At 54.4% G+C, this 21140-nt stretch carries 18 protein-coding genes; 5 read left to right on the top strand and 13 right to left on the bottom strand.

The window, feature by feature from the left end:
• Window positions 1–8: 8 nt before the first annotated feature.
• The gene (locus tag B5E82_RS13780) at window positions 9–1469 is read right to left on the bottom strand and encodes an SPFH domain-containing protein (protein ID WP_087308137.1); all 1461 of its coding nucleotides are present in this window, start codon (window positions 1467–1469) and stop codon (window positions 9–11) included.
• A gap of 232 nt (window positions 1470–1701) precedes the next feature.
• On the opposite strand from B5E82_RS13780, the gene B5E82_RS13775 reads away from it, so the two are divergent.
• Window positions 1702–2661, top strand: coding sequence for a hypothetical protein (locus tag B5E82_RS13775; protein WP_087308136.1), 960 nt, complete (start codon window positions 1702–1704; stop codon window positions 2659–2661).
• A 102-nt stretch (window positions 2662–2763) separates the two neighbouring features.
• Window positions 2764–3333, top strand: a complete 570-nt coding sequence (locus tag B5E82_RS13770) for an RNA polymerase sigma factor (RefSeq protein ID WP_162610786.1) — start codon at window positions 2764–2766, stop codon at window positions 3331–3333.
• A 62-nt stretch (window positions 3334–3395) separates the two neighbouring features.
• Here B5E82_RS13770 and B5E82_RS13765 read toward each other — a convergent pair whose 3' ends face one another.
• From B5E82_RS13765 to B5E82_RS13750, 4 genes are all read right to left on the bottom strand, one after another.
• Entirely contained in the window at window positions 3396–4607 is a 1212-nt protein-coding gene (locus B5E82_RS13765) for a hypothetical protein (RefSeq protein WP_087308134.1), read from the bottom strand.
• A 3-nt stretch (window positions 4608–4610) separates the two neighbouring features.
• Window positions 4611–5624, bottom strand: coding sequence for a hypothetical protein (locus B5E82_RS13760; RefSeq protein ID WP_087308133.1), 1014 nt, complete (start codon window positions 5622–5624; stop codon window positions 4611–4613).
• A gap of 44 nt (window positions 5625–5668) precedes the next feature.
• Window positions 5669–6460 carry a hypothetical protein gene (locus B5E82_RS13755; RefSeq protein ID WP_087308132.1) on the bottom strand — a complete coding sequence of 264 codons (792 nt, stop codon included), beginning with the start codon at window positions 6458–6460 and terminating at the stop codon, window positions 5669–5671.
• Window positions 6461–6637: 177 nt separating this feature from the next.
• Window positions 6638–7180 carry a hypothetical protein gene (locus B5E82_RS13750; protein WP_087308131.1) on the bottom strand — a complete coding sequence of 181 codons (543 nt, stop codon included), beginning with the start codon at window positions 7178–7180 and terminating at the stop codon, window positions 6638–6640.
• 396 nt (window positions 7181–7576) lie between these two features.
• Between B5E82_RS13750 and B5E82_RS13745 the strand changes: the two genes are divergently transcribed.
• The 3 genes from B5E82_RS13745 to B5E82_RS13735 all read left to right on the top strand — a co-directional run bounded on the left by B5E82_RS13745 (window position 7577) and on the right by B5E82_RS13735 (window position 11953).
• The gene (locus tag B5E82_RS13745; protein WP_162610785.1) at window positions 7577–9340 is read left to right on the top strand and encodes a sigma-70 family RNA polymerase sigma factor; all 1764 of its coding nucleotides are present in this window, start codon (window positions 7577–7579) and stop codon (window positions 9338–9340) included.
• A 54-nt stretch (window positions 9341–9394) separates the two neighbouring features.
• A complete protein-coding gene (locus B5E82_RS13740; RefSeq protein ID WP_087308129.1) occupies window positions 9395–11395 on the top strand; it encodes an RNA polymerase sigma factor in 2001 nt (666 codons plus the stop codon).
• A 147-nt stretch (window positions 11396–11542) separates the two neighbouring features.
• Window positions 11543–11953, top strand: a complete 411-nt coding sequence (locus B5E82_RS13735) for a metal-dependent transcriptional regulator (RefSeq protein ID WP_087308128.1) — start codon at window positions 11543–11545, stop codon at window positions 11951–11953.
• A gap of 242 nt (window positions 11954–12195) precedes the next feature.
• On the opposite strand, the gene B5E82_RS13730 is transcribed toward B5E82_RS13735, so the two are convergent.
• The 8 genes from B5E82_RS13730 to B5E82_RS13700 form a co-directional block, all read right to left on the bottom strand.
• Window positions 12196–12834: a TetR family transcriptional regulator gene (locus B5E82_RS13730; protein WP_087308127.1), complete on the bottom strand. Its 639-nt coding sequence runs from the start codon at window positions 12832–12834 to the stop codon at window positions 12196–12198.
• A gap of 54 nt (window positions 12835–12888) precedes the next feature.
• Window positions 12889–13359, bottom strand: a complete 471-nt coding sequence (locus tag B5E82_RS13725; protein ID WP_087308126.1) for a flavodoxin — start codon at window positions 13357–13359, stop codon at window positions 12889–12891.
• Window positions 13356–13592, bottom strand: a complete 237-nt coding sequence (locus B5E82_RS13720) for a hypothetical protein (protein ID WP_442911312.1) — start codon at window positions 13590–13592, stop codon at window positions 13356–13358. Before B5E82_RS13720 ends, B5E82_RS13725 begins: the two co-directional genes overlap by 4 nt.
• 10 nt (window positions 13593–13602) lie before the next feature.
• Entirely contained in the window at window positions 13603–13776 is a 174-nt protein-coding gene (locus tag B5E82_RS17960; protein ID WP_140393149.1) for an iron-containing alcohol dehydrogenase, read from the bottom strand.
• A gap of 145 nt (window positions 13777–13921) precedes the next feature.
• The gene (locus B5E82_RS13715; protein ID WP_087308125.1) at window positions 13922–16795 is read right to left on the bottom strand and encodes an SbcC/MukB-like Walker B domain-containing protein; all 2874 of its coding nucleotides are present in this window, start codon (window positions 16793–16795) and stop codon (window positions 13922–13924) included.
• A complete protein-coding gene (locus B5E82_RS13710) occupies window positions 16792–17949 on the bottom strand; it encodes an exonuclease SbcCD subunit D (RefSeq protein WP_087308124.1) in 1158 nt (385 codons plus the stop codon). The genes B5E82_RS13715 and B5E82_RS13710 overlap by 4 nt, the downstream gene beginning before the upstream one ends.
• 200 nt (window positions 17950–18149) lie before the next feature.
• Window positions 18150–18968 carry an ATP-dependent sacrificial sulfur transferase LarE gene (gene larE / locus B5E82_RS13705; RefSeq protein ID WP_087308123.1) on the bottom strand — a complete coding sequence of 273 codons (819 nt, stop codon included), beginning with the start codon at window positions 18966–18968 and terminating at the stop codon, window positions 18150–18152.
• Window positions 18969–19226: 258 nt separating this feature from the next.
• Window positions 19227–21128 carry an ABC transporter ATP-binding protein gene (locus B5E82_RS13700; RefSeq protein WP_087308122.1) on the bottom strand — a complete coding sequence of 634 codons (1902 nt, stop codon included), beginning with the start codon at window positions 21126–21128 and terminating at the stop codon, window positions 19227–19229.
• Window positions 21129–21140 lie beyond the last annotated feature (12 nt).

Raw genomic sequence — 21140 nt, 5'->3', positions numbered from 1 at the left:
TCTGTCTGTCATCCCTGCTCCGGTCTTCTCATACCACAGCCACCGCAGAACGCGGCGTCAGCCGGATTCTCACGGCCGCAGGCACAGGTCCACCCGGCCGGCTTTTCCGGTTCCGGCTCCGGCCTTTTCGTGCCGCAGCCACCGCAGAACGCGGCGTCTGCCGGATTCTCACGGCCGCAGGCGCAGACCCAGCCGGAGGACCGGGGCGCGGCAGATGCCTGAGGCTGCGCGTATGGATTCTGCCCGGCATATGGATTCTGTCCGGCGTATGAATTCACCATCCCCGGACCAGCCGCTGGCGTTCCTCCCATTCCGCCAGCCTCCGCCGTTCCGGCTCCGGCCATGTTCATAGCCTGAGACATGTTGACTCCGGCCTGGCTTCCGCTGTTCATGGCGTCCTTCATCACGTCTCCCATACTGCGCATCATCTCCAGGCCGATTCCCATCTTCATCACGTCTCCGAAAAAGCCTGCCATATCACCCATGCCGCTGCCGCTGTCTCCGGAGCCGCCGGCAGCTCCGCCTCCGGCTCCTCCTGCGGCTCCTGCGTCTACCATATGATCGAGGGTCGCGAACTGATGCTCCTGCACTGAGGTGATACCCTCCAGAGAACGGCGGACCGCCTCGCTCTGAGCCGCAGCCACATTTGCTCTCGCGGCCACATCCGCTTCCACAAGCGTCTTCTCTCCCTCCAGCCGGGCCAGCTCCGCTTCTTTCTGGGCCTGCTTAAGCCTCAGCTCATATTCCAGATCCAGCTTCCCATGCTGGATGTAGCGGCCCTCCGCCAGACGCCGGGCATCCTGAAAGGCAGGATTATCCTCCGGAAGCGCAAAGGCATCCACATAGAACTCCCGAAGCCATACCCCGTATTTCCGGAATTCCGGCTCCAGTACCGCATACAAAGCCTGGCTGATATCATTCAGATGCTGATCCAGCGTAAAGGCATTCATGTTTTCCATCTGTAGAACCCGCCCCAGAAATGTCTTAATCTTCGTGTTCAGCATACTGTTGAACTTATCGCGCAGGCTCTCTGCCGTCAGCTCCTCCCCGGTTCCCACAAGCCAGGTCAGCATCTCCCTTACCTGCTCCGGGGCCGGCTGCACATTCATGGTACCGCTGGCTCCCACATTCAGAGGCATCGCTTTTCCGGGTTCCACCTCAAGCATCACGTTCACACGCTCCCGTGTCCCCCATGGCAGCGACATCTGCACGGAGAGATTTACGAAATATACCTCCGCATGAAAATATCTTCCGAATCTCAGCTTTGTAAAGAAACGCAAAAAAGGAAAGTTCCGTGTCTCCAGCACATGCATTCCGGGGCCCAGAACGTCCACGATCTGTCCGTCCCGGAAAAACACTGCCGCCTGGGATTCGTGTACGTTGAGCCGCGTTCCGAACTCAAAATCCTGGGTGGCGCATTTCCACGCTATAACATCCGTACGTCCCTCATCCACTATCATTGTCCGCATAGCTTACCTCCTCCGCCCCTCTTCGGGCATAACCACAGTTATCTCATTCTACCCCCTTTTCCATATCCAGTCATTCATGTAAACTTTAACACTTTATCCGCCGAAAATTTTTCACTTTTCTTTGTCCCCTTCCACCCGTTTTCTGCGAATCCTTTTATAGAGGGATATCAGTGCAGCATGCAGAAAAGGATGATTTCTGCCCGGCGCTGAAAACAAAAGAGGGAGAACAGTTATGTCGCATCAGTTTATTTCTCCGGAAGAAGTACGAAGCTGGGAAAAAATACGGGATCTGGCGAAAGAGTGTATGAAAGCAAGCCAGGGAGAACGGCCCGAGGTCCGCCGGCTTAAAATTTTATACGAGGAAGAACGGAAAAAGAAAGGCGTTTCCAGGGCTGCAATGGACGCCCTGATCTATGAGCGGATACACGGCAGGGCGCCCGAAAGCGCCAGCAGCACCCTGAAAATCCGTTACTGGAGGACCGGGCATCACATTCCGGCGAACCGCGGCACTGCCCTGGCCTTCGCGGAAGCGCTGGAGCTGCCGCCGCAGGAAGCCGCCTGGCTTCTAACCGCCTGGCTTGACAAGTCCAGAGATCTCTATCTGACAGCGCCTTCCAGGCAGGATCGGCTTTACTGGGAGCGCCGCCTCCGGCTGGAAGAACTGGCAGCCGGCTATCTGGACCGCATGTCCAGCCAGCCTCCGGCCCATCTGAACGGAATCCGGCTCTCTGAGGGAGGCCCTTTAAGCAACCTGCGTCATCTGTATTATGTGGACGCCCTGCAGTACATCTGCCAGGAACCCGCGTCTTCTTTCTGGGAAAAGCATATTTACAGCATCCGCTATGACATGGAACTGAAACGGAGCCTGAAGCTTTTGGGAGAAATTCCCCGGAAGACCATGATCCGGCACCTGATTATTCTGGGTTTCCCCGGGCTCAGCGCGGCATGGATGAATGAACAGCTTTCCTTTTTCGGTTATCTGCCGCTGACTCCGGATCACACACTGACCGGAGGCGAATATCTGGATCGTCTTCTTCTGGGAATTCTGTCGGCTTATGAGGATCTGAAGCGCTCAGGCGGCCCGGAAAGCGCGCGTCTGTGGTTTCTGAACTGTTATCGAAGGCTGGATGCCTATTTTGTTAAAAACAGGAAAAACTGTTTTCGCTTTATGTATTTCAAATCACTGGAATAAACAAGAAGCCAGAAACTGTTAAAGTTTAGAATGTTGAGACACCTTCCCTTTCATGTCATGCTTAGGTCATTCTGCCGCGAATGCAATCTGAGGAAGTGTGTTATGAATGATTCGAAAAAGAATAGACTGCCGGACCCCGCAGAACTGATCCGGCAGTATGGTCCCCTGATCTGGAAAATCGTTTCCGCTTATCTTGATAATCCTGACGACATCCAGGAATGCGTCAATGATACCTTCTGTGAACTGTACCTGCACGGCGAGCGCTATGACCCGGACAAAGGCTCCTACGCCGCCTTTCTTTCGACAGCCGCCCGCAACAAGGCCATAGACAGATACCGGAAAAACCAGAATTTATCTTCCGGTTTCCTGTCCGGCTCCGCCAAACCCTGGTTCCGCAGAATACCCGACGCGGTCTCCGGAACCGCGGAAAAAAAACTGACTCTGGAAGAATTCCCGGCTCCCGATGATATGGCTGAAAAAATCGCCCAGCGTCTGGATCTGGAGGAAGCCATCGCCTCTCTGAAACCGGAAGAAGCCGAGCTTATCCGCATGAAATATTTCGACGGCATGACGATCAGAGAAATCGCCGCTTCTTTAGATCTCCCCTATGAGACCGTAAAAAAACGCCACCAGAGATCCTTACATAAACTCCGGCGCCAGCAGGACTGCTGACGCCGGAGTTCTCTTTTCCCAGGGCTGCGCAGTTAAACTTAAGCTTCACCTCAACCGCGCCGTCAGGAACTGAGCAGTCCTGCGAATCTCAGTTCCGCCCAGTATCTCCAAAGCTTATCCGAAGCGTTTTTCGGACGTGTGGAAAGCACGGAATAGGGCTTCATTTTCCCGGAATATTCCGCGGCAATGAACGGAAGCAGACTTCCCGGATCGGGAATCTGATACTCTGTCTCCCGCATCTCGCTGACATCCCCGAAAATATCATAGGGAGAAATTTCTCCACGGTGGCGGACCCGGAATACCATCACCGGCCCTTTCGCGATCACGATTCCCACCAGTTCTCCGTCCAGATAAAAGGCGTATCCGCACCGCATCAGATGCATGACAATATCGCTGCCAAGGCCCGCCTTCACCCGGTAAAAATCATACCGTTTTCTTTCAGAGTCAATCTGCCTTTCCTTTACCTCCAGCTGGTGCAGCTTCCACTTCAGGGCAGATATCTGGGACTCGGCCTTCTCTTTGATCTCATCCCTGCGCAGATCCCGGTACAGTTCTGAGCTGTAATAAGAATCGCTGCTCATCTCTCCCCGCAGCCACCGCTCTTCATTGGTATATAGACTGCTGTTTACGAAACGCTCAAAATTATCCCGCCTTTCCTCAAAGGCACGGAGCTCGCCGGACAGCCCGCCTGCGATGGAGCGGATCTCCCGCTGCAGGTACCAGTAATCATAGCTCTGCTCCGCGATAAAAGGCGGAGGCGGCTCTTTCAGCCCGGTCACCTGTCTGGGAGGCTGTTCTTCCCGGGCGCAGAGGATCGCCTTCATCGTCACAGGCGAGGTAATCCGGGCCTTCATTTTCTTCCGATCCGCGTACAGCACCACATAATCCGAGTAGGAAAAATAGGAGGACAGCACATCGGAAACCAGAAATCTGCTGTCATTTCTGGTCAGCGTCACCCCGCAGGCTTCACTGAAGTCATCCTGCTCCGAATAGATTCCATCCGGCATGGCGAAGGTACCCGCAAACCGCCCCGGCGGATTTTTGATCTCATAAGGCAGATCCCACCAGTAGCTTTTCCCCTCGATTCCCGGGACAGACTGGCGGATCTGATTAACCCTCCGGCATTCTTCCTCCCGTTCCGCGGCGATTCTTTCCAGATTTTCTTCTGAAGCGCCTTCCATTCCCCGGCGGTAACGGTCATAGAGAAGCCGTCCTCTCAGCTCCGTCATGCCCAGGGAAAAGGCTGCCTGTTTTAATTCTTCTTTCTCTGCCATAGCTTATTTCCTGACCAGATCCGCCAGAATGCGGTCCGCGTCTTCATCTCTGTTCTTTGCGGCCGCTTCCAGCATGAGTACCAGCTCATAATAGGCTTCCTCATGCGCGTTTCCCACATTGGAATAGGATTTGGAAAAGGCAAAATCGATTAATTCCGCGCATTCTGTGTGAAAGAGCTGCGCCAGCAGGTGCAGCGCAGGCATATTGCCCCGGTACGCCGACTTCCAGAGGGTAATCCAGCCATTGATCCGGATATCCTGGTAAAAGCCCTGTCTTCCGTTCAGAATCTGATAGGGACCTCCCCCGATCATAAGCGAATACCCCAGCATGTATCCGTACATGTCCTCCGTCTGGGTCGTAACCTCATCTCTGCCGGTCTTTACAAACGCGTTATACTGCTTATATACCTTGTCTGCCGCCTTCAGCTGATCTTTCTCTTCCAGATTTTTATTCACATAATCGTTGAGATATCGGATAAAAGGCTCCGCATGATGATTTGCCTCCACCACGTCGGCAGGCAGGCTGCTGAACAGTCCGCCCTTCGTCGGAATACCTTCTCCTGCATGAATAAGCAGTTCCTTCCAGAAAGCGTCATCCTTTTTCAAAGCCACATCCGTGACCACATGCTTTTCATCCTCGCTGTAATTGAACAGCATGGCGGCTCCCAGCCTGCGGACATTCTTTGTCAGCGGATAATAATCCTCTTTCAGACGGAAATTTCCCGCAGACTCCTCATAACACTCATAAAAAACTCCCAGCCAGTCGCTTCCGGCCTTTTTCCCGGCTTCCTTCGCAAGCTTATGGTACGCCGCGCCCTTTTCCGGGTCAAAGGGAATCTTCGCGCAGGCCACGTCATAGGCAAGGGCCATAAACAGATATCCCTGCCAGCCTTCCGGCCAGGCCCTGCAGGCCTCCTCCATAGCCGCGAAGGTCTCTGCGTTCGGTTTCTTCATCATGGCTCCAAATGCCTTCCAGTATGCCTTTTTCTCCGGCGGTTCCTTCTTAAATAATCCCATATCTGATCCCCTCCTGTGAACTTTACTCAAAAATACGGCTGCATCTACTCATCGTCATCCTCATCGCTGTCATCCTCCTCAAAGACCGGGTTCTCCAGCATTCTGCGCGCCAGGGGGCTTCCCATCCCGTTAAGCTTCACAAAATACTCCTTTGCCCTGTCCAGTGACTGCTCAAAATAGATGCCGTAGAAATACAGAAGCCCGAAAGCCGTCAGGGCTTCCCTGCCGCTCCCGCCGCTTAGGCGCTCAATCTCCGGCCGGATGGCCTCCCGGATGCTTTCGTGGAAGGCAGCCGTGAGTTCCCTGTTTTCCTCCGGCGTGTAACTTTCCACATGAAACTCCCTGTTCCAGTAGTCCAGAAGAAGCCTGGCCGCGGACTCGCTTCCCCCCTCCATAGCCAGAAGGTATTCCCGGGCGGCCCCTTCCGGGTCAAGCTCTCCATACAGCGGACTGCCGCAGAGCATTCCCAGGTGGGTATGCCCTTCCGCCAGGCCGGCGTCCGCCGCCTTTCTGGCACAGTATTCCAGCCTTTCAAAAGGCGGTTCCATCCCGCGGGCAGCCGACTGGGCAAAATAAGCTTCGATCATGGACAGCCAGGCAGCGTCAAAGCCAGACTCTGCCAGCTCCTCCAGCCTCCGCAGCCGCTCCTCCAGATCATTCATTTCGCAGAGCCGTCCCCAATAACTCAGTTTTTCCTCCTCTGACATCTCTCCGGCCGGTTTTTCTTTTGTTTCCCCCTGCCTGTGAGCCCTCTCACCCATGCGGCGCCTGTCTTCATCAGAAAGCTTCTCCTCCGGAGCCGTCCTGCTTTTAAACAGACTTTTCAATAATCCCATGCTGCACCTCCTCATTCCGTTTCCAACACTGTACTTTCTTTTCGCAGATGCTTCAACTATGTAAAGTTTAACAGTCTGCTCCCTGTGACAGAAAAATTGACAGAAAAATTCCCCCGGCTTCCGGAAGCGTACTCCCGGAAACTGAGGGACATCAGACAAACCTTATTCCGTGCTGCATCAGCTGAAGCCAAAGGGCGTTCCGCCTGAAAACTCTCCAATGCCAAACTCTCTGCGCGCGCCCGTTTTCCCACAGTAATACTCAGCCACGACATCATTATGAGTTTTAAGCTCCCAGATATCACCGCTGCTGTCACGCATAGACGATGGGAAGGACACGCTTTCCACCTTTCCGCTCTCCATGGGCACATGGAAGACAATGGACGCAATAAACCGGATGCAGAAACCGGAGCCAATCAGAACTGCCGCAATGGGAAGCAGAATCTTATCGGCCAGCGTCTCACAGCGGAGAATCATCAACACCGTATAGGCAAGTCCCGCCAGCATGACCAGAATCGTCAGCACCATCTCTATGGCTGATTCTCCTCCGGAACCGCCCAAAAAAATTCTCCTGATCAGGCCAATCAGGATGAACACTGTCATCAGAATAAAATAAGAGCCCGGAACACCGATGATTCCCGCATACTTTCTGCGAAGCGCATTATAAGCAAAATAGCTGCCGCCAAAGTACGCAAGCGCAAGAATCAGTAAAAACACTGTCATAACACTTTTCCTCCTGATAAATAAATATAAGTTCCGCGGCGCCTCCCTGAACGCCCTGCCAGAACGCCCTGCCAAATGATAACGGGTAACGGCAGCCCGTCTGATTCGCCGCCTTTTCACTGTACCCGCTTTCAGAGTCCGCGGCAACTTTCTGAACTTTAACAATTTCAGAATCATTTATGAACAATCAGTCAAATATGATACAGAATTGTTAAACTTTACATGATTGTCTTTTGCTCTGTTTTCGTGTTATTCTGGTAGTAACATGTAAACTTTAACAATTTGAGAAAAACTGTCATGAAAAACGCCGGAAAATCAGCCGCCGCTTCCTCTGCGCGGACCCCTTCAAAATCCGCTTCAAAGGACGCCTTAACTCTTCCCGCTCCGGAAGAGCTCATGGAACAGTATGCTGCCCTTGTGTGGAAGACAGCCGCGGCCTGTCTGGAAAATCTCGAAGATATCAAAGAATGTGTCAACGACACCTTTCTGGAATTTTATCTTCACAGCGACCGTTATGATCCCGGTAAAGGCTCTTACGCCGCCTTTCTCTGTACCATCGCCCGCAGGAAGGCCATAAACAGATACCGGAAAAACCGGAAAGCCTCCGGGATTTCTATGGCGCCGGGTGGGAAGAAAAAGCTGCCGCTGAAAAACGGAATATTTCATGACCCTGACACTCCGGCAGGTATAACAAATCCGGCAGACATGGCGGACCCTTCCGACATGGCGGAAACCGTTGCCGGCCGCCTGGATCTGGAAGCGGCTCTTCAGTCCTTAAAGCCCGAGGAGTTTGACATCATCCGCATGAAATATTATGGCGGAATGACTATTAGAGAAATCGCGGATTCCCTGCATCTGTCCTATGAGACGGTGAAGAAACGCCACCAGCGTTCTCTCACGAAGCTGCAGAAGGCCCTCACTATCGGCCTTATCCTGGCTCTTATCGCCGCTCTGGCCGCATGTGCTTACGTGGTGCTGCGCTATTTCGGCATCGTGCCGGGCTACGGTGTCAATACGAACGGGGAAATGCCTTTCTACGTACTGGAAGAACCCGTTTCCGCCGAAAATGACGAGTTTGGCGTGGAGCTTGAGAAGGCATTCTGGAACAATGGAGAGCTGAGTCTGACCCTGCAGTTCCGCAAAAAGGAGGCTTTTGAGTTTGAGAACCAGATGATTCCTAACTGGTATCAGGATTTGATGCTCAGCGCGTCCTCTCTGGAGCAGGAAAGCAGCGGGGAGAGCCTCTCTTACGAGCGGGATCTGATCTCTGACTCCAACGAAAACCCGGAAAATATACATCGTTATCAGTTCCATTACACTGTACCGGAGAAAGGCCTGGACGAAACCCTTCTCTTCCGTATCCGGGAGCTTTCCCTGTCCTTCCGTCTTACACCTGCCCGGGAACTGCCTCTTGAAAACTACGGCTATGAACTCTCTGATCTGGGCGGCTTTATGGCAGACGCTTATATCCGGGACGGACATCTGATGGCAGATCTGTACCCGCTGAATGTGGACGGATACCGGATTGCGTTTTCTGCCTCGGATGTCACCGCTGCGGCAGAGGATGGAACAGTCCTCACCGGCTCCCCGGTCCGTGGAGAGTTTCCCCAGAGTGAGATTTCTACCCTGGATTTCGGGCCGGCGGAGGAAGGACACTATCTCATCCGGTTTCCTTACGCCAGCCTGACGGCTGCCATACCGGAAGCCATCACGATTCCGCTCCCGGCCCTGGAGGAAGAAATGCCGGACAACTCCTGGCCCCTTCCCGGAGGGAGCTTTTCGATACTTGGCTGGGATACTCCGCCTGTTCCCGAAGAACAGCTTTCCACCCCTGTGGAGGGGATGCAGAGACAGGAACTCCATATCCTGTACACGCCGGATCGGGAGGATCTGACGGTAGTCATTTTCGCTATGACCCTTGGGATGAAAGATGCGCCCCAGATCTGTCCGGCTCCTTCCAGTATCGGCAATGTTTCCGCAGAAGACTCCGCCGGGCAAAATGCTTCCTGGGGCCTCTCGATTGCCTGGCCGGAAAACATCAATGCAGAAGAGCTCTGCATCCGCAGCGACGGCGCCGGCACAAATGTCATGTACCGGTGGAATCACGCTTTTTCGATCCCGGTGACCGCGCCGAGGGAGTCAGATACCCCGCAGGAATAACAATGCTTCCAAAATTACTGCATTGAAATATAGATCGATGTAAAGGAGATCCCGATGAACAGGTCAAATACCGGCTCCCTTCCCTCTGTGGAAGAGCTCATGGAGCAGTACGCCGCCCTCGTCTGGAAGACGGCTGCCGCCTATCTTAAAAACCCGGAGGATATCAAGGAGTGCGTCAATGACACCTTTCTGGAATTTTATCTTCACAGCGACCGCTATGAGCCCAAGAAAGGCTCTTATGCCGCCTTCCTCTGTACCATCGCGCGCAGAAAGGCTGTAAGCATATACCGGAAGAACCGGAAGGGCTCCGGCTTTTCGGTCCTGTCAGGGGAAAGGGAAGGACGGGCAGCTACGGCTGCTCCGGCAGATATGGCAGAGCCTGAGGACATGGCGGACCCGGCAGACATGGAAGAAGCCGTTGCCGGCCGCCTGGATCTGAAAGCGGCTCTTCAATCCTTAAAGCCTGAGGAATTTGACATCATCCGCATGAAATACTATGACGGAATGACCATAAAGGAAATCGCGGATTCTCTAAACCTGTCCTATGAGACAGTGAAGAAGCGCCACCAGCGTTCTCTTACAAAGCTGCAGAAGGCCCTCACTATCGGCCTTATCCTGGCTCTCATCGCCGCTCTGGCCGCATGTGCTTACGTGGTACTGCGCTACTTCGGCATTGTGCCGGGCTATGGCGTCAATACAGACGAGGAAGTACCCTTCTATCAGCTTGACACAGCAGAGCTTACGTCCATGCCTGTGGACGGCTCCAGCCTGGAGATTCTGGAAGCCCGCTACATGAACGGCGTGCTGTATATAGACGTCCATCTGTCCGCAGACAATCCTGAGATTATCGCAGAATCTGTGCAGCTTTCCGTGTCCTGCGGCGGGCTGGAGCCGGAATACCAGCGCCCTTCAGGAATGGAATTCGCCAGCGGCACTTCCCAGGGTACAATGGGAAGTTCCTCTATGCTGGAGGACGGAAGCTTTCTTCACCAGTTTGAGGTATACTTCCCGGAACTGGAGGAGCTGCTGAAAGAAGAGGAGACAACCCTGGACGCCGTTTTCTCCGTCACAGAATATGTATCCGGGGAAACCCAGGTCACGGAAGACGGTTTCTCCTATGAGCGCCATCTGCCCTGGCGCAGCTATGAGCTTTCCTACACCCTGTCCTTAAAGCCGCTGTCAGAGGACAGTCTGGAGCAATACAGCTATTCCATGACAGAGGATGGCGGTCTGCTCCTGATGCCCCGCCTGGAAAACGGGGAACTGCTGGTGGACATCTATCCTCTTGATCCGGAAGACGGTCAGATCGTTCCGGCGCTGCTTTACTGCCTGATGCAGAATCCTGAGGAAACGGGCGTCATCACAGCCACGGCAGAGGACGGCACGGTGCTGGAGGGAACCTGCCCCGGTTACAATCCCTTCTCTTCTGACACGTATTTTACCTGGAACTTCGGCCCCGCCGAACCGGGAAGCTATACGCTGGAGGTACCGTATCTGCTGAAAAAATACCTTATACAGGAGGATATTCGGATTCCTCTGTGTCTGGAAGAAGGTTACGCCCCCGATACGGAGTACCAGACCTCAGCGGGCACTCTGAGCATCGGCCCCCTGGAGCGCTATGATCTGCAGCCGGACGAGATCATTGCTTCCGATGGTTCTCCCCTTCTGGATTTCTCAGAGACCGATTTCTACTGGCTGCTGCCGGTAAATCTCACGCCTCTTCATCCGGACGAAGAATTTGTCTTTGCGCCTTTTTCTCTTTCCTGCCTGGATGTTGTGTCATATTCAGACAGCCTGATGCTGTCCACGGCAGACATGGATACGCTGCGGTACGCCAGCGGCAATCTGCTTCCCATCCTGATCCGGGTCCGGAACCAGACAGGCTCTGATACGCAGCCGGAGCTTACGGAGCTCGTCCTGTACCTGGCATCGCAGCCCTATGGTCTCTCCTCCGCTTCCACGGACACCATTTATACCCGCTGGAACCACAGCTTTTCCATCCCATTTACTGTGAAGGAAAGCGCAGAGTCTCTCCCGGCAGCCAGGCAAGAATAAGCTTGCCTTTCCCGGTGCAAAATGATATGATTGAGTTATTCTAATCAGAGCGGAAAACCGGAAAACAGCCAGACATTTCCTTCATCTGCGCTGTCGCCGGAACCGGGGCGGAAAATCCCCGGACACACAGAACAAGGAGAGCTTTTCATGAATTATCAGAAACACAAATCCGAAGAATCGGTGGAAGATTATCTGGAGACCATTCTGCTTCTCGGAAAACAGATGCCTCAGGTACGCTCCGTCGATGTGGCAAACGAGCTGAACTACTCCAAGCCCAGCGTGAGCGTGGCCATGAAAAATCTGCGTCAGAAAAATTATGTCACCGTATCGGAGGAAGGCTACATTCATCTGACGGAAGAAGGCCGGGCTCTGGCTGAGACAGTCTACGAGCGCCATTCCCTGATCTCCGGCTGGCTCATCAGCCTGGGTGTCGATCCGGAGGTGGCGGCTGAGGATGCCTGCAGAGTGGAGCATGACATCAGCGCCGAGAGCTTCGCCGCCATTAAAAAGTGTATTTCCGAATTTATGCGGCAGAAGGAAGCCGCCGGACAGACCTGAACAGCAAGCTGTGAAAACCAGGAGCCGGACGGTAATACCGTTTCAGGCTCCCGCGCACAAAACAAAGGCTGAAATGAAACAGATACTGAAACAAAACGGATATTGAAAAAGAGACACTCCTGTGAGAGCCGTCCCGTCAGGGACCGAAAGCTCCGCAGAACTGTCTCTTTTTCTGTTTTCCATAGCGTCGGTGTACAAGGACACACACGGTCAAAAATGGCTGAATCACCCGCCCAAACTCATCATTCCCCGCCGCAGGACCTACTCAGCATTCTGGCGATAAAAGACCGGGTAAGCTCATAAATAGAATATTCCGTGTAATTTACATGGGCCAGTTCCATCGCCTCCAGCTGCTTTTCGGTGTGCGAGGTATAAGGATAGACCCCGAAGAGAAATGGGAAAAAGGCATAAAGAAAGTCCTGGATCTCCCTCTCCGGCATGGCCGGGAAAAACTTTTTCAGGCAGCGGCTGATTACCTGCAGGGCATCTGCATAGGTCTTTTTGAAGGAAACCAGACTTTCCAGACGGCTGTTTCCCTCCATATCATAAAGATTCATGGACATCAGCTTCAGCATGCAGCCCCGCTTTTCCAGCGTGCGCGCCAGTCTGTCCGAAAATTCTTCCGCAGAAAGCATGGAGTTCTGCCCCATAAGCTCCTTCAGATCTGCGATCCAGGCTTCGTGCTCCCGCTCAAGCAGGGCCAGAAAGATTTCCTCCTTTGTCTGAAAGTAGTTATAAATCGAAGTCCTGGTAAAAGAGGTCCTGGCTCCGATATCCCGGATCGTAATATCCTTAAAGCTTATGGTCTCATACAGAGAAGCACAGGCATTGATGATTTCTTCCTTTCTTGCGTTCGTCAATTCTTCTGAACCCTTCGGCATAGCGGTTTCTCCTTTTTATCAGACAGCTTAAATCCCAGAATCTCCAGGCGGAGCTCAGCCCTTCACTGCGCGCGCAGCCCACTCTGCCGCTCCGGAGCCATTCAGCAGCTGGCCCTTCTTCCATACGGCATCGGGACAATGCTCCTGCAGGCTTTTCTCCGCCTTGCCAATTCCGCTTCCGCCGGAGGTGGCAAAGGGAATCAGCGTCTTGCCTGAAAAGTCATAGCTCTCCAGAAAAGTGTCCACAATGCGGGGCTCCACATACCACCACACCGGGAAGCCCACGAACACGGTATCGTACTGTTCCATCTGCTCCACCGGCTCGGCAATGGCCGGACGGCAGGCAGGATCATTCATCTCCAGAGTACTCCGGCTCCGTTTATCCATCCAGTCCAGATCAGAGGCTGTATAGGGCTGCTCCGGACGGATCTCGTACAGGTCCGCTCCCACAGCAGCCGCCACTTCCTTTGCTGCCCGGGCTGTCACACCGCTTGCGGAAAAATAAACAACTAACGTTTTTTTCATCTCAGACTCTCCTTTAAAATTTCAATGATTTCATCATGCTCCAGAACCTTGTATCCTCCGGAAAGGATAATCGTGCCGTCAGCGATTCCCTCCAGCATATCCTCCGAAGCGCCCAGATCGGAAAGCTTCATCACCAGCCCCAGCTCCTTCATCCAGCCTTCCATGGCTGTAAGCCCCTCCTGAGCAGTCTGCTCGTCCGTCTTTCCTTCCGAATCCACATCCCACACATTCACGGCAAAGCGTTTAAACTTCTGCACACCGCAGGGCAGAATATGGCGGTAATACGGCAGGGAAACCGCCGCCGTAAATCAGCACTACATTCTTCCCGTACCTGGACAGCTCGCCGCTCAGGTAATTCAGGGATTCATCTCCAAAATACAGTTTCGTAGGGTTGCAAAATGAAAAATTTCCTAACATGAATACTTCCTCCTTCACATGAACGCAAAGAATTTTTATTCTGACACTGTGTCAGCAACTGCAATATAGTACTATTCTGACACTGTGTCAACATCGTTTTGAAATTTTTCTGCCAGCAGTTATGAATAGCAGCCAGCGGCAGCCGTCAGCACTCTATTCTCACATGGCTGCCGCCTGTTCTGTCCTTGGTCACGACGATCTGCCGGTCTATCCTTTCCTTCAGCTCTCCTACATGAGAAATGATCCCTACCAGCCGGTTTCCGCCTGCCAGGTCTGCCAGCGTCTGGATGGCCTGGCGCAGGGATTCCTCATCAAGGGAGCCAAAGCCCTCGTCCACGAACATGGTATCCAGACGGATTCCCCCGGCCGAGGATTGAATCTCATCAGCCAGGCCCAGCGCCAAAGAAAGAGAAGCTTTGAAAGATTCTCCCCCTGACAGAGTGCGGACGCTGCGCTCCGTGCCATTATAGTGATCAATTACATTGAGCTCCAGTCCGCTCTGGCTTTTGTTGTTTCCGGCCTCACGGCTGCGCTTCAGTTCATACTGGCCGCCCGACATATCCAGAAACCTCAGGTTTGCCCGACGGATAATCCGGTCAAAATATGTGGTCTGGATATAAGTTTCCAGCATCAGCTTCTCTTTCCCGGCCAGATTGCCGTTCGCCGTATTGGAAAGGGCACGCACCCAGGACCAGCGCCGTTCCAGCTCTGAAAGCGTTTCCGTATGAGCCGCCAGATTCCGAAGAGTTTCTTCATTTGACGTGACGCGGGCGTGAAGCTTCTTCTGCATTTCCCTGCAGGAATCTTTCTGAGCCTGGAGCTCCTTCTGCCTTTCTGACAGCCCCTCCGCGTCTGTGGGAACAGCATTCTGAAGAAGCGTCTGCAGCTGGCGGATCTGGCCTTCCAGTCCGTCCATCTCCTGCTCCTGTGCCCGGAAGGCGTCTTCAGCGTCCTTAAGCGCCTTTTCCATGGCTTTTTTCCCGGTCTCCAGCCGCTCTATCTCCTGCTCCGCCTGCTGCCTGCTCTCAAACTGCAGGCTGGAGCAGATCTCCTTTCTCCGGGCTTCCAGCTCTTCCCGGCGGCTGGCCGCGGCCGCCATGCTTTCCCTTATTCCGAACAGCTCTTCCCGGAGAGTCTTCTCCGCCTCTTCTTCCCGGGGAACCAGCTCTTCCAGCTCTTTTCTTCGCTTCAGCGCCGCTTCCTCGCTCTCTATCTGCTTCCGGAGCCTGGAAATCTTCTGGTCCAGGGCAGAGAAACGGGCTCCAAGCTCCTGTTCCCAGGGTTCTCCGGGCTGGAACAGCTCCTTTGCCCCGGGCAGCTTTTTCATCTCCCGTTCGGAAACCTGGCCCGCAGATGTCCCTGTCCCATCAGTTTCCTGTTCTTCTTCCTGTCCGCCGGCCCGGATTCTTAAGATTTCTGCCAGCCTTTCCCGCAGATGTCCGGCTTTTGCCTTTACCTCTCCGCTCCTGCTTCCTGCCTCTGCGCTGGCCTTTTCTGCCTTTTCTTTCGCGCTCCGGAATTCCTGCTCTGCCTTTTTGAGTTCCGCCTCCGCAGGCGCCTTCTCAGATTTTCTGGCCGGAGAAGGATGGATCAGAGAGCCGCAGACCGGACAGGGCTTCCGATCCTCCAGCGTCTCCGCCAGGATTCCCGCCTGCTCGTCCAGAAAAGCCCTGTTCAGTTCCCGGTAAGCCGCGTCCTTCTTTTCCATATCTGCTGCCGCCTTCCGGTACTTTTCCTGAACCCTTTGAAGCTCCGCTCCAAGCTTCCGATAAGACGCAAGCTCCGCTCCAAAAGCATTCAGTTCCCTTTTCTCCCGCTCTGCCTGCTCCTGTTCCCGCGCCAGGCGCTCCCGCTGTTCCCCGGCGCCCGCATACTTCTTCTGCTCTTCCTTCAGCTTCTCCAGGCGGCGCGCCTGCTGTTCCTGTCTCGCGGAGAGCTCTGCCTGCCTTTCGCTCTCCTCCATAAGCTCCCGTTCCAGCTTCTGAAGCTCCATCTGCCGCTCTTCCGCCGCCTGGTAAGAGGGGAGCTCCGCCCGTATCCTGGCGGCCTTCTCCTGAAGCCTTTCCTGCTCCGGCTTCCTGTCCTGCTGTTCCTTTCTGCGGTTCTCTGCCTCCGCAAGCCTCAGCCTGCAGGCTGCCCGCTTTTCTTCCGCCTGCTCCAGCTCTTTCTCCGCCCTGTCCAGCTCAGCGGCCCGTCCCAGCTCCGTCGCCACTTTTGCAAGCTCTTCCTCTGCCTTCCGGAACTCTGTTTCCATATGATCTCGTGCTTTCCTGTCCTGATCCAGAATATTCTCCAGCAGCTCCCGGATCTCCTCCACAGGAAGCCCGCCCGCTTTTGCTTTCTCAAGCTCAGAGGAAAAACTGCTTTCCGCAGCGCAGGCTATGCCGCGGATATACTGTTCTACGCTGGCTTTCTCCGCCGCGCAGGCATCCCGCAGCTTCCCGGACTCATCTTTAAGACGTTCCTGAAGTACCTGATACCTGCCCGTCTGAAAGAGCTCCCGGAAAATCCCCTGACGTTCCTTTGTGTCTGCCAGAAGCAGCTTCAGAAAATCTCCCTGGGCAATCATGGCAATCTGGGAAAACTGATTTCTGTCCACTCCGAGAATCTCCCGCACCGCCGCGTTTACGTCCTTCACCTTCGCAATCACGCGGCCGTCCGGCATCGTAAGCTCCGCGTCCGCCTTCTGGATCGTAGTCCCGCCTCCCCGCTTCGCAGGCCTCTCATACTCGGGATTTCTGCGGACTGTGTAAACCTTGTTTCCATAGGAAAAGGTCAGCTCCACAAAGGTCGGCGTGTCCGGGTCCGCATACTTGGAGCGCAGCATTCCCGGCTCCCGGTTCGCGCCGCTGGCCTCCCCGTACAGCGCGAATGCAACCGCGTCAAAGATGGTCGTCTTTCCCGCTCCCGTATCTCCCGTAATCAGATAAAGACCGCCCTGTCCCAGGCGGTCCATGTCAAGCTCCGCCCGTCCCGCATAGGGACCAAAGGCGGATATCACAAGCTTCCGCGGCCTCATCCTTCATCCTCCCATATCTTTTCGATCAGACCTTCCGCAAAGGCCAGCTGCTCTTCGCTCATAGGCCCGTTATTCTGCCGTTCATAAAATTCAGCAAACAGCTCAAGCGGCGGTTTCTTCCCGGTGTCCGCTTCCTCCACAGGAGCAGCCCCCGCTCTCGTTCTCCGGTTATCATAATCCAGGCGCATCAGGTTCGGGTAAATAATCCGCAGTCTGGCCGCCGCGTCCGGCACATCCTCCTCATCCGTCAGCGTCACATGCAGGTAGTCTTCCTGGCTTCCCTTTCCCTTCTGATAAAAGCTTCTGTCTGTCAGTTCCATATAAGTTCCCCGGATCTCACGGAGATCCCGAAGCGGCTCCAAAGGGACAGTCCGCACAGACAGCTGCGCCCCCTCTCCTTCTGCCTTTTCCCCGATCTCCGCCACAGTCACAGATTTCTTATGGGAGGCCTCGGAAAAAGAATATTTCAACGGCGTTCCACAATAACGCAGCCTTCCGTCTCTCAGATTCTGGGGACCATGGATGTGCCCCAGCGCCACATAGTCAAAACCGTCAAACACCGAAGCGTCCACGTTGTCCGTACCGCCCACGGACAGCTCCTCGGAATCGCAGCGGCTGGCGCCCGTCACAAACTGATGGGTCACGAGTACGTTTCTGCGGGACGTATCCATTTTCATCTCTTCTACAGCCGCCCGTACCGCGTCTGTATAAGATGCGATCTCCCGGTCCGGAAAAAATCTGCGCACATGGGCAGGCTTCAGAAAAGGCAGAAGGTACAGATCCAGTTTCCCATGCCCGTCTCTCAACGTCACAGGCTCCACATGTCCATGATAGACCGGGGCGATGTGAATACCGCTTCGGTCCATCAGGCGGCCGCCAAAGGAAAGGCGTTCCGGCGAATCATGGTTGCCGCTGATCAGGAAGACCTGCCAGCCGCCTTTTGACAGCTGATACAGGAAATCATCAAAGAGCTGCACAGCCTCTGCCGGCGGCACAGACTTGTCGTAAATATCGCCTGCGATCAGGACTGCGTCCGGACGCTCCTCTTCTGTAATTTTCAGGATTTGCTGTAAGATGTACGCCTGGTCTTCCAGCATGGAAAATTCGTTTACCCGTTTGCCCAGGTGCAGGTCGGAAAGGTGAAGCAGTTTCATAAAAAAATCCCTCCAGGGGCATGGAAGGCGAACGTCCGGTTTTCTGATATCCCACAGCCATCCGTCAAGAGGCCGGACACTGGGATATCAGAAAACCGGACTGCCCATCCTCCAAAGCCTTCTGTATTGTATAAGTTTTACTTGCGGCGGCAGAAGCCGGAAGTTTCCGGCTGGCAGGGGCGCGTATGGAGCGCCGACAGTCAGGTTCTCTCCAGGGTTTCGTTCATGCTGCCGCTGCGGAAGCCGAGAAGGTCCAGGGTGACATAGGAGAAGCCTAAGTTCTGAAAGCGCGCTGCAATGGTCCGGCGGAGAGTGTCATCCATAAAACGGGGGATCTCTTCGGATGGGACTTCGATACGGGCCAGGTTTCCATGGACCCGCACACGCATCTGGCGGAAGCCCTGCTCCATCAGGAACTGCTCGGCCTGCTCTACCATGGAGAGCTTTTCCGGGGTGATTGTCTCGCCGTAGACGAAGCGGGATGCCAGACAGGCGTAAGAGGGCTTGTCCCAGGTGGGAAGCCCCATTTCCCGGGAGAGCTCCCGGATTTCTGCTTTCGTAAGGCCCGCGTCCCGAAGAGGGCTTTTGATGCCCAGCTCGGCGATAGCCCGGTGGCCCGGGCGGTAATCCCGGTTGTCGTCCATGTTCGAGCCTTCCACTACGTAAGCCAGATCATTTTCGGCGGCGAGTCTCTGAATATGGCGAAAGAGCGTTCGTTTGCAGAGGTAGCACCGATCCGGGGGATTCTGGGCGAAACCTTCCACGGACATCACGTCAAAGTCATACCGGATCTGCCGGATTCCCTCTTCTTCACAGAAGGAAAAGGCTTCGCCGCTTTCCCGTTTCGGGAAAGCGCTGGCCGTGGCCGTTACGGCCACGGCCCTGTCTCCCAGAGCGGCGTGGGCGGCTTTCAGAAGAAAGGTAGAGTCTACGCCGCCGGAAAAGGCGACGGCCACGCTTCCGAGTTTCTTTAAGTTTTCCTGTAAATTGGCGTATTTTTGTCTTGTTTCCTCTGTCATGTCATTTCCTTTCTCCGGCTGTCATAATATCGGCCTGTATTCAATAACTTTTTCTATCTGATATTTTTCTGCAGCCATGCGGATTTCCCGGATGACCTTTTCGCTGATTCCTGTCCCGTCCATTCTGCTCTCCTGATTTTCCATGGGCCTGTTTCTGTTTTATTTTACTACATTTTCGGGAACCTGGAAACAGGCAGTTTTCGACAGGGTCTGTCTTGTTGCACCGGGAGCGCGCAGCGCTTTTTAATAGATATTTAGTTATGACGCAGCCGGTTCTTCTTTTCCTCCGGTGTAAAGCTGCCAGTAACGGCCTTTCTGCTCCATCAGCTGCTCATGGGTGCCGCGCTCAATGATTCTTCCCTGCTCCATGACCATGATGCAGTCGGCGTTGCGCACGGCGGAAAGCCTGTGGGCGATGACAAAGGAGGTGCGGCCTTTCATCAGGGCGTCCATACCCTTCTGGACCAGCTCCTCTGTGCGGGTGTCTATGCTGGAGGTCGCCTCATCCAGAATCAGCACCGGCGGATCGGCCACGGCCGCCCGGGCGATGGCAATCAGCTGCCGCTGGCCCTGGCTCAGATTGGCCCCGTCTCCGGTAAGCATGGTCTGGTAGCCGTCAGGCAGACGCCGGATGAAACCGTGGGCGTTGGCCAGCTTCGCGGTGGCAATACATTCTTCGTCAGTGGCGTCCAGTCTTCCGTAACGGATGTTGTCCATGACGGTTCCGGTAAAGAGGTGGGTGTCCTGGAGAACGATTCCCAGAGAGCGGCGCAGATCCGGCTTCCTGATTTTGTTGATATTGATGCCGTCGTAGCGGATTTTGCCATCCTGGATATCGTAAAAACGGTTAATCAAATTCGTAATCGTGGTTTTGCCCGCGCCGGTGCTGCCCACAAAGGCTATTTTCTGTCCGGGCGTGGCGTACATCCGGATATCGTGAAGGATCATCTTGTCATCCGTGTATCCAAAGTCCACGCCGTCAAAAGTGACATCGCCCTGAAGCTTCATATAGGTCGTGGTGCCGTCTGCCTTATGGAAATACTTCCAGGCCCAGAGCCCGGTCTTTTCCTTTGTCTCGCTCAAGGTACCGTCCGCGTTTTCTTTTGCGTTCACCAGCTCCACATAGCCATTGTCCTGTTCGGGCTCTTCGTCCATCATCTCGAAGATGCGGCCGGCTCCGGCCAGGGCCATCAGAACATTGTTCATCTGCTGGCTGATCTGAGTAATGGGCTGGGTGCAGCTCTTGTTCAGGCTCAGGAAGGACACCAGCGTTCCCACGGTCAGTCCGGAGAAACCGTTCAGCGCCAGAACCGCGCCCACGACAGCGCAGAGCACATAGCTGATGTTTCCCAGATTGGCGTTTACGGGCATCATGATATTGGAAATTTTGTTGGCCTTATCCGCGCTTTCCCGGAGCCTTTCATTCAAAACACGGAACTGCTCCAGAGACTTCTCTTCATGGCAGAACACCTTCACCACCTTCTGGCCTTCCATCATTTCCTCGATGTAACCGTTGACATTGCCCAGGTCTGTCTGCTGGCGCACAAAATATTTTCCGGACAGACTGCCAAGCTTTGAGGCAGCAAGCAGCATTGCGCCAATCAGGACCAGCGATATGACAGTCAGCGGAACGTCAAGCACGAACATGCTGATCAGAGTGGAAAGAAAGCTGACGCCGGAGTTCAGAAGCTGCGGCAGGCTCTGGCTGATCAGCTGGCGGAGCGTATCCACGTCATTCGTATAGACGGACATAATGTCTCCATGGGCATGGGTGTCAAAATACCGGATGGGCAGAGCCTCCATATGGCTGAACAGCTCCGTCCGGATGCGTTTCATGGTTCCCTGGCTTACGTTTACCATAATCCGGTTGTAAGCATAGGAGCACAGGATACCTGCTGCCAGCACCGCCCCCAGCGACAGAAGCCTTGCGGCCAGCGGCCCGAAATCCGGCGCCGCCTCGTTTAAAAGAGGCACAATATAGCTGTCAATCAGTTCTCTCATAAAGAGCGTTCCGCATAGGGTGGCCAGGGCGGATATCAGAATGCTGGCTGCCACAATCAGGCAGGACCCTTTATAATATCGAAATATATAAGCCAGAATTCTTCTTGCTGCGCTTAAGGACACGGTGTTTCCGTTATTTTTCTCTCTCTTTTCTTTCATAATGATTCACTC

Source organism: Lachnoclostridium sp. An138 (assembly GCF_002160765.1).
In the GTDB taxonomy this organism is placed as follows: Bacteria; Bacillota; Clostridia; order Lachnospirales; family Lachnospiraceae; genus Laedolimicola; species Laedolimicola faecalis.
Note: the sequence above shows the minus strand (reverse complement) of the source record. Positions and strands in the feature narration are given on the sequence as shown.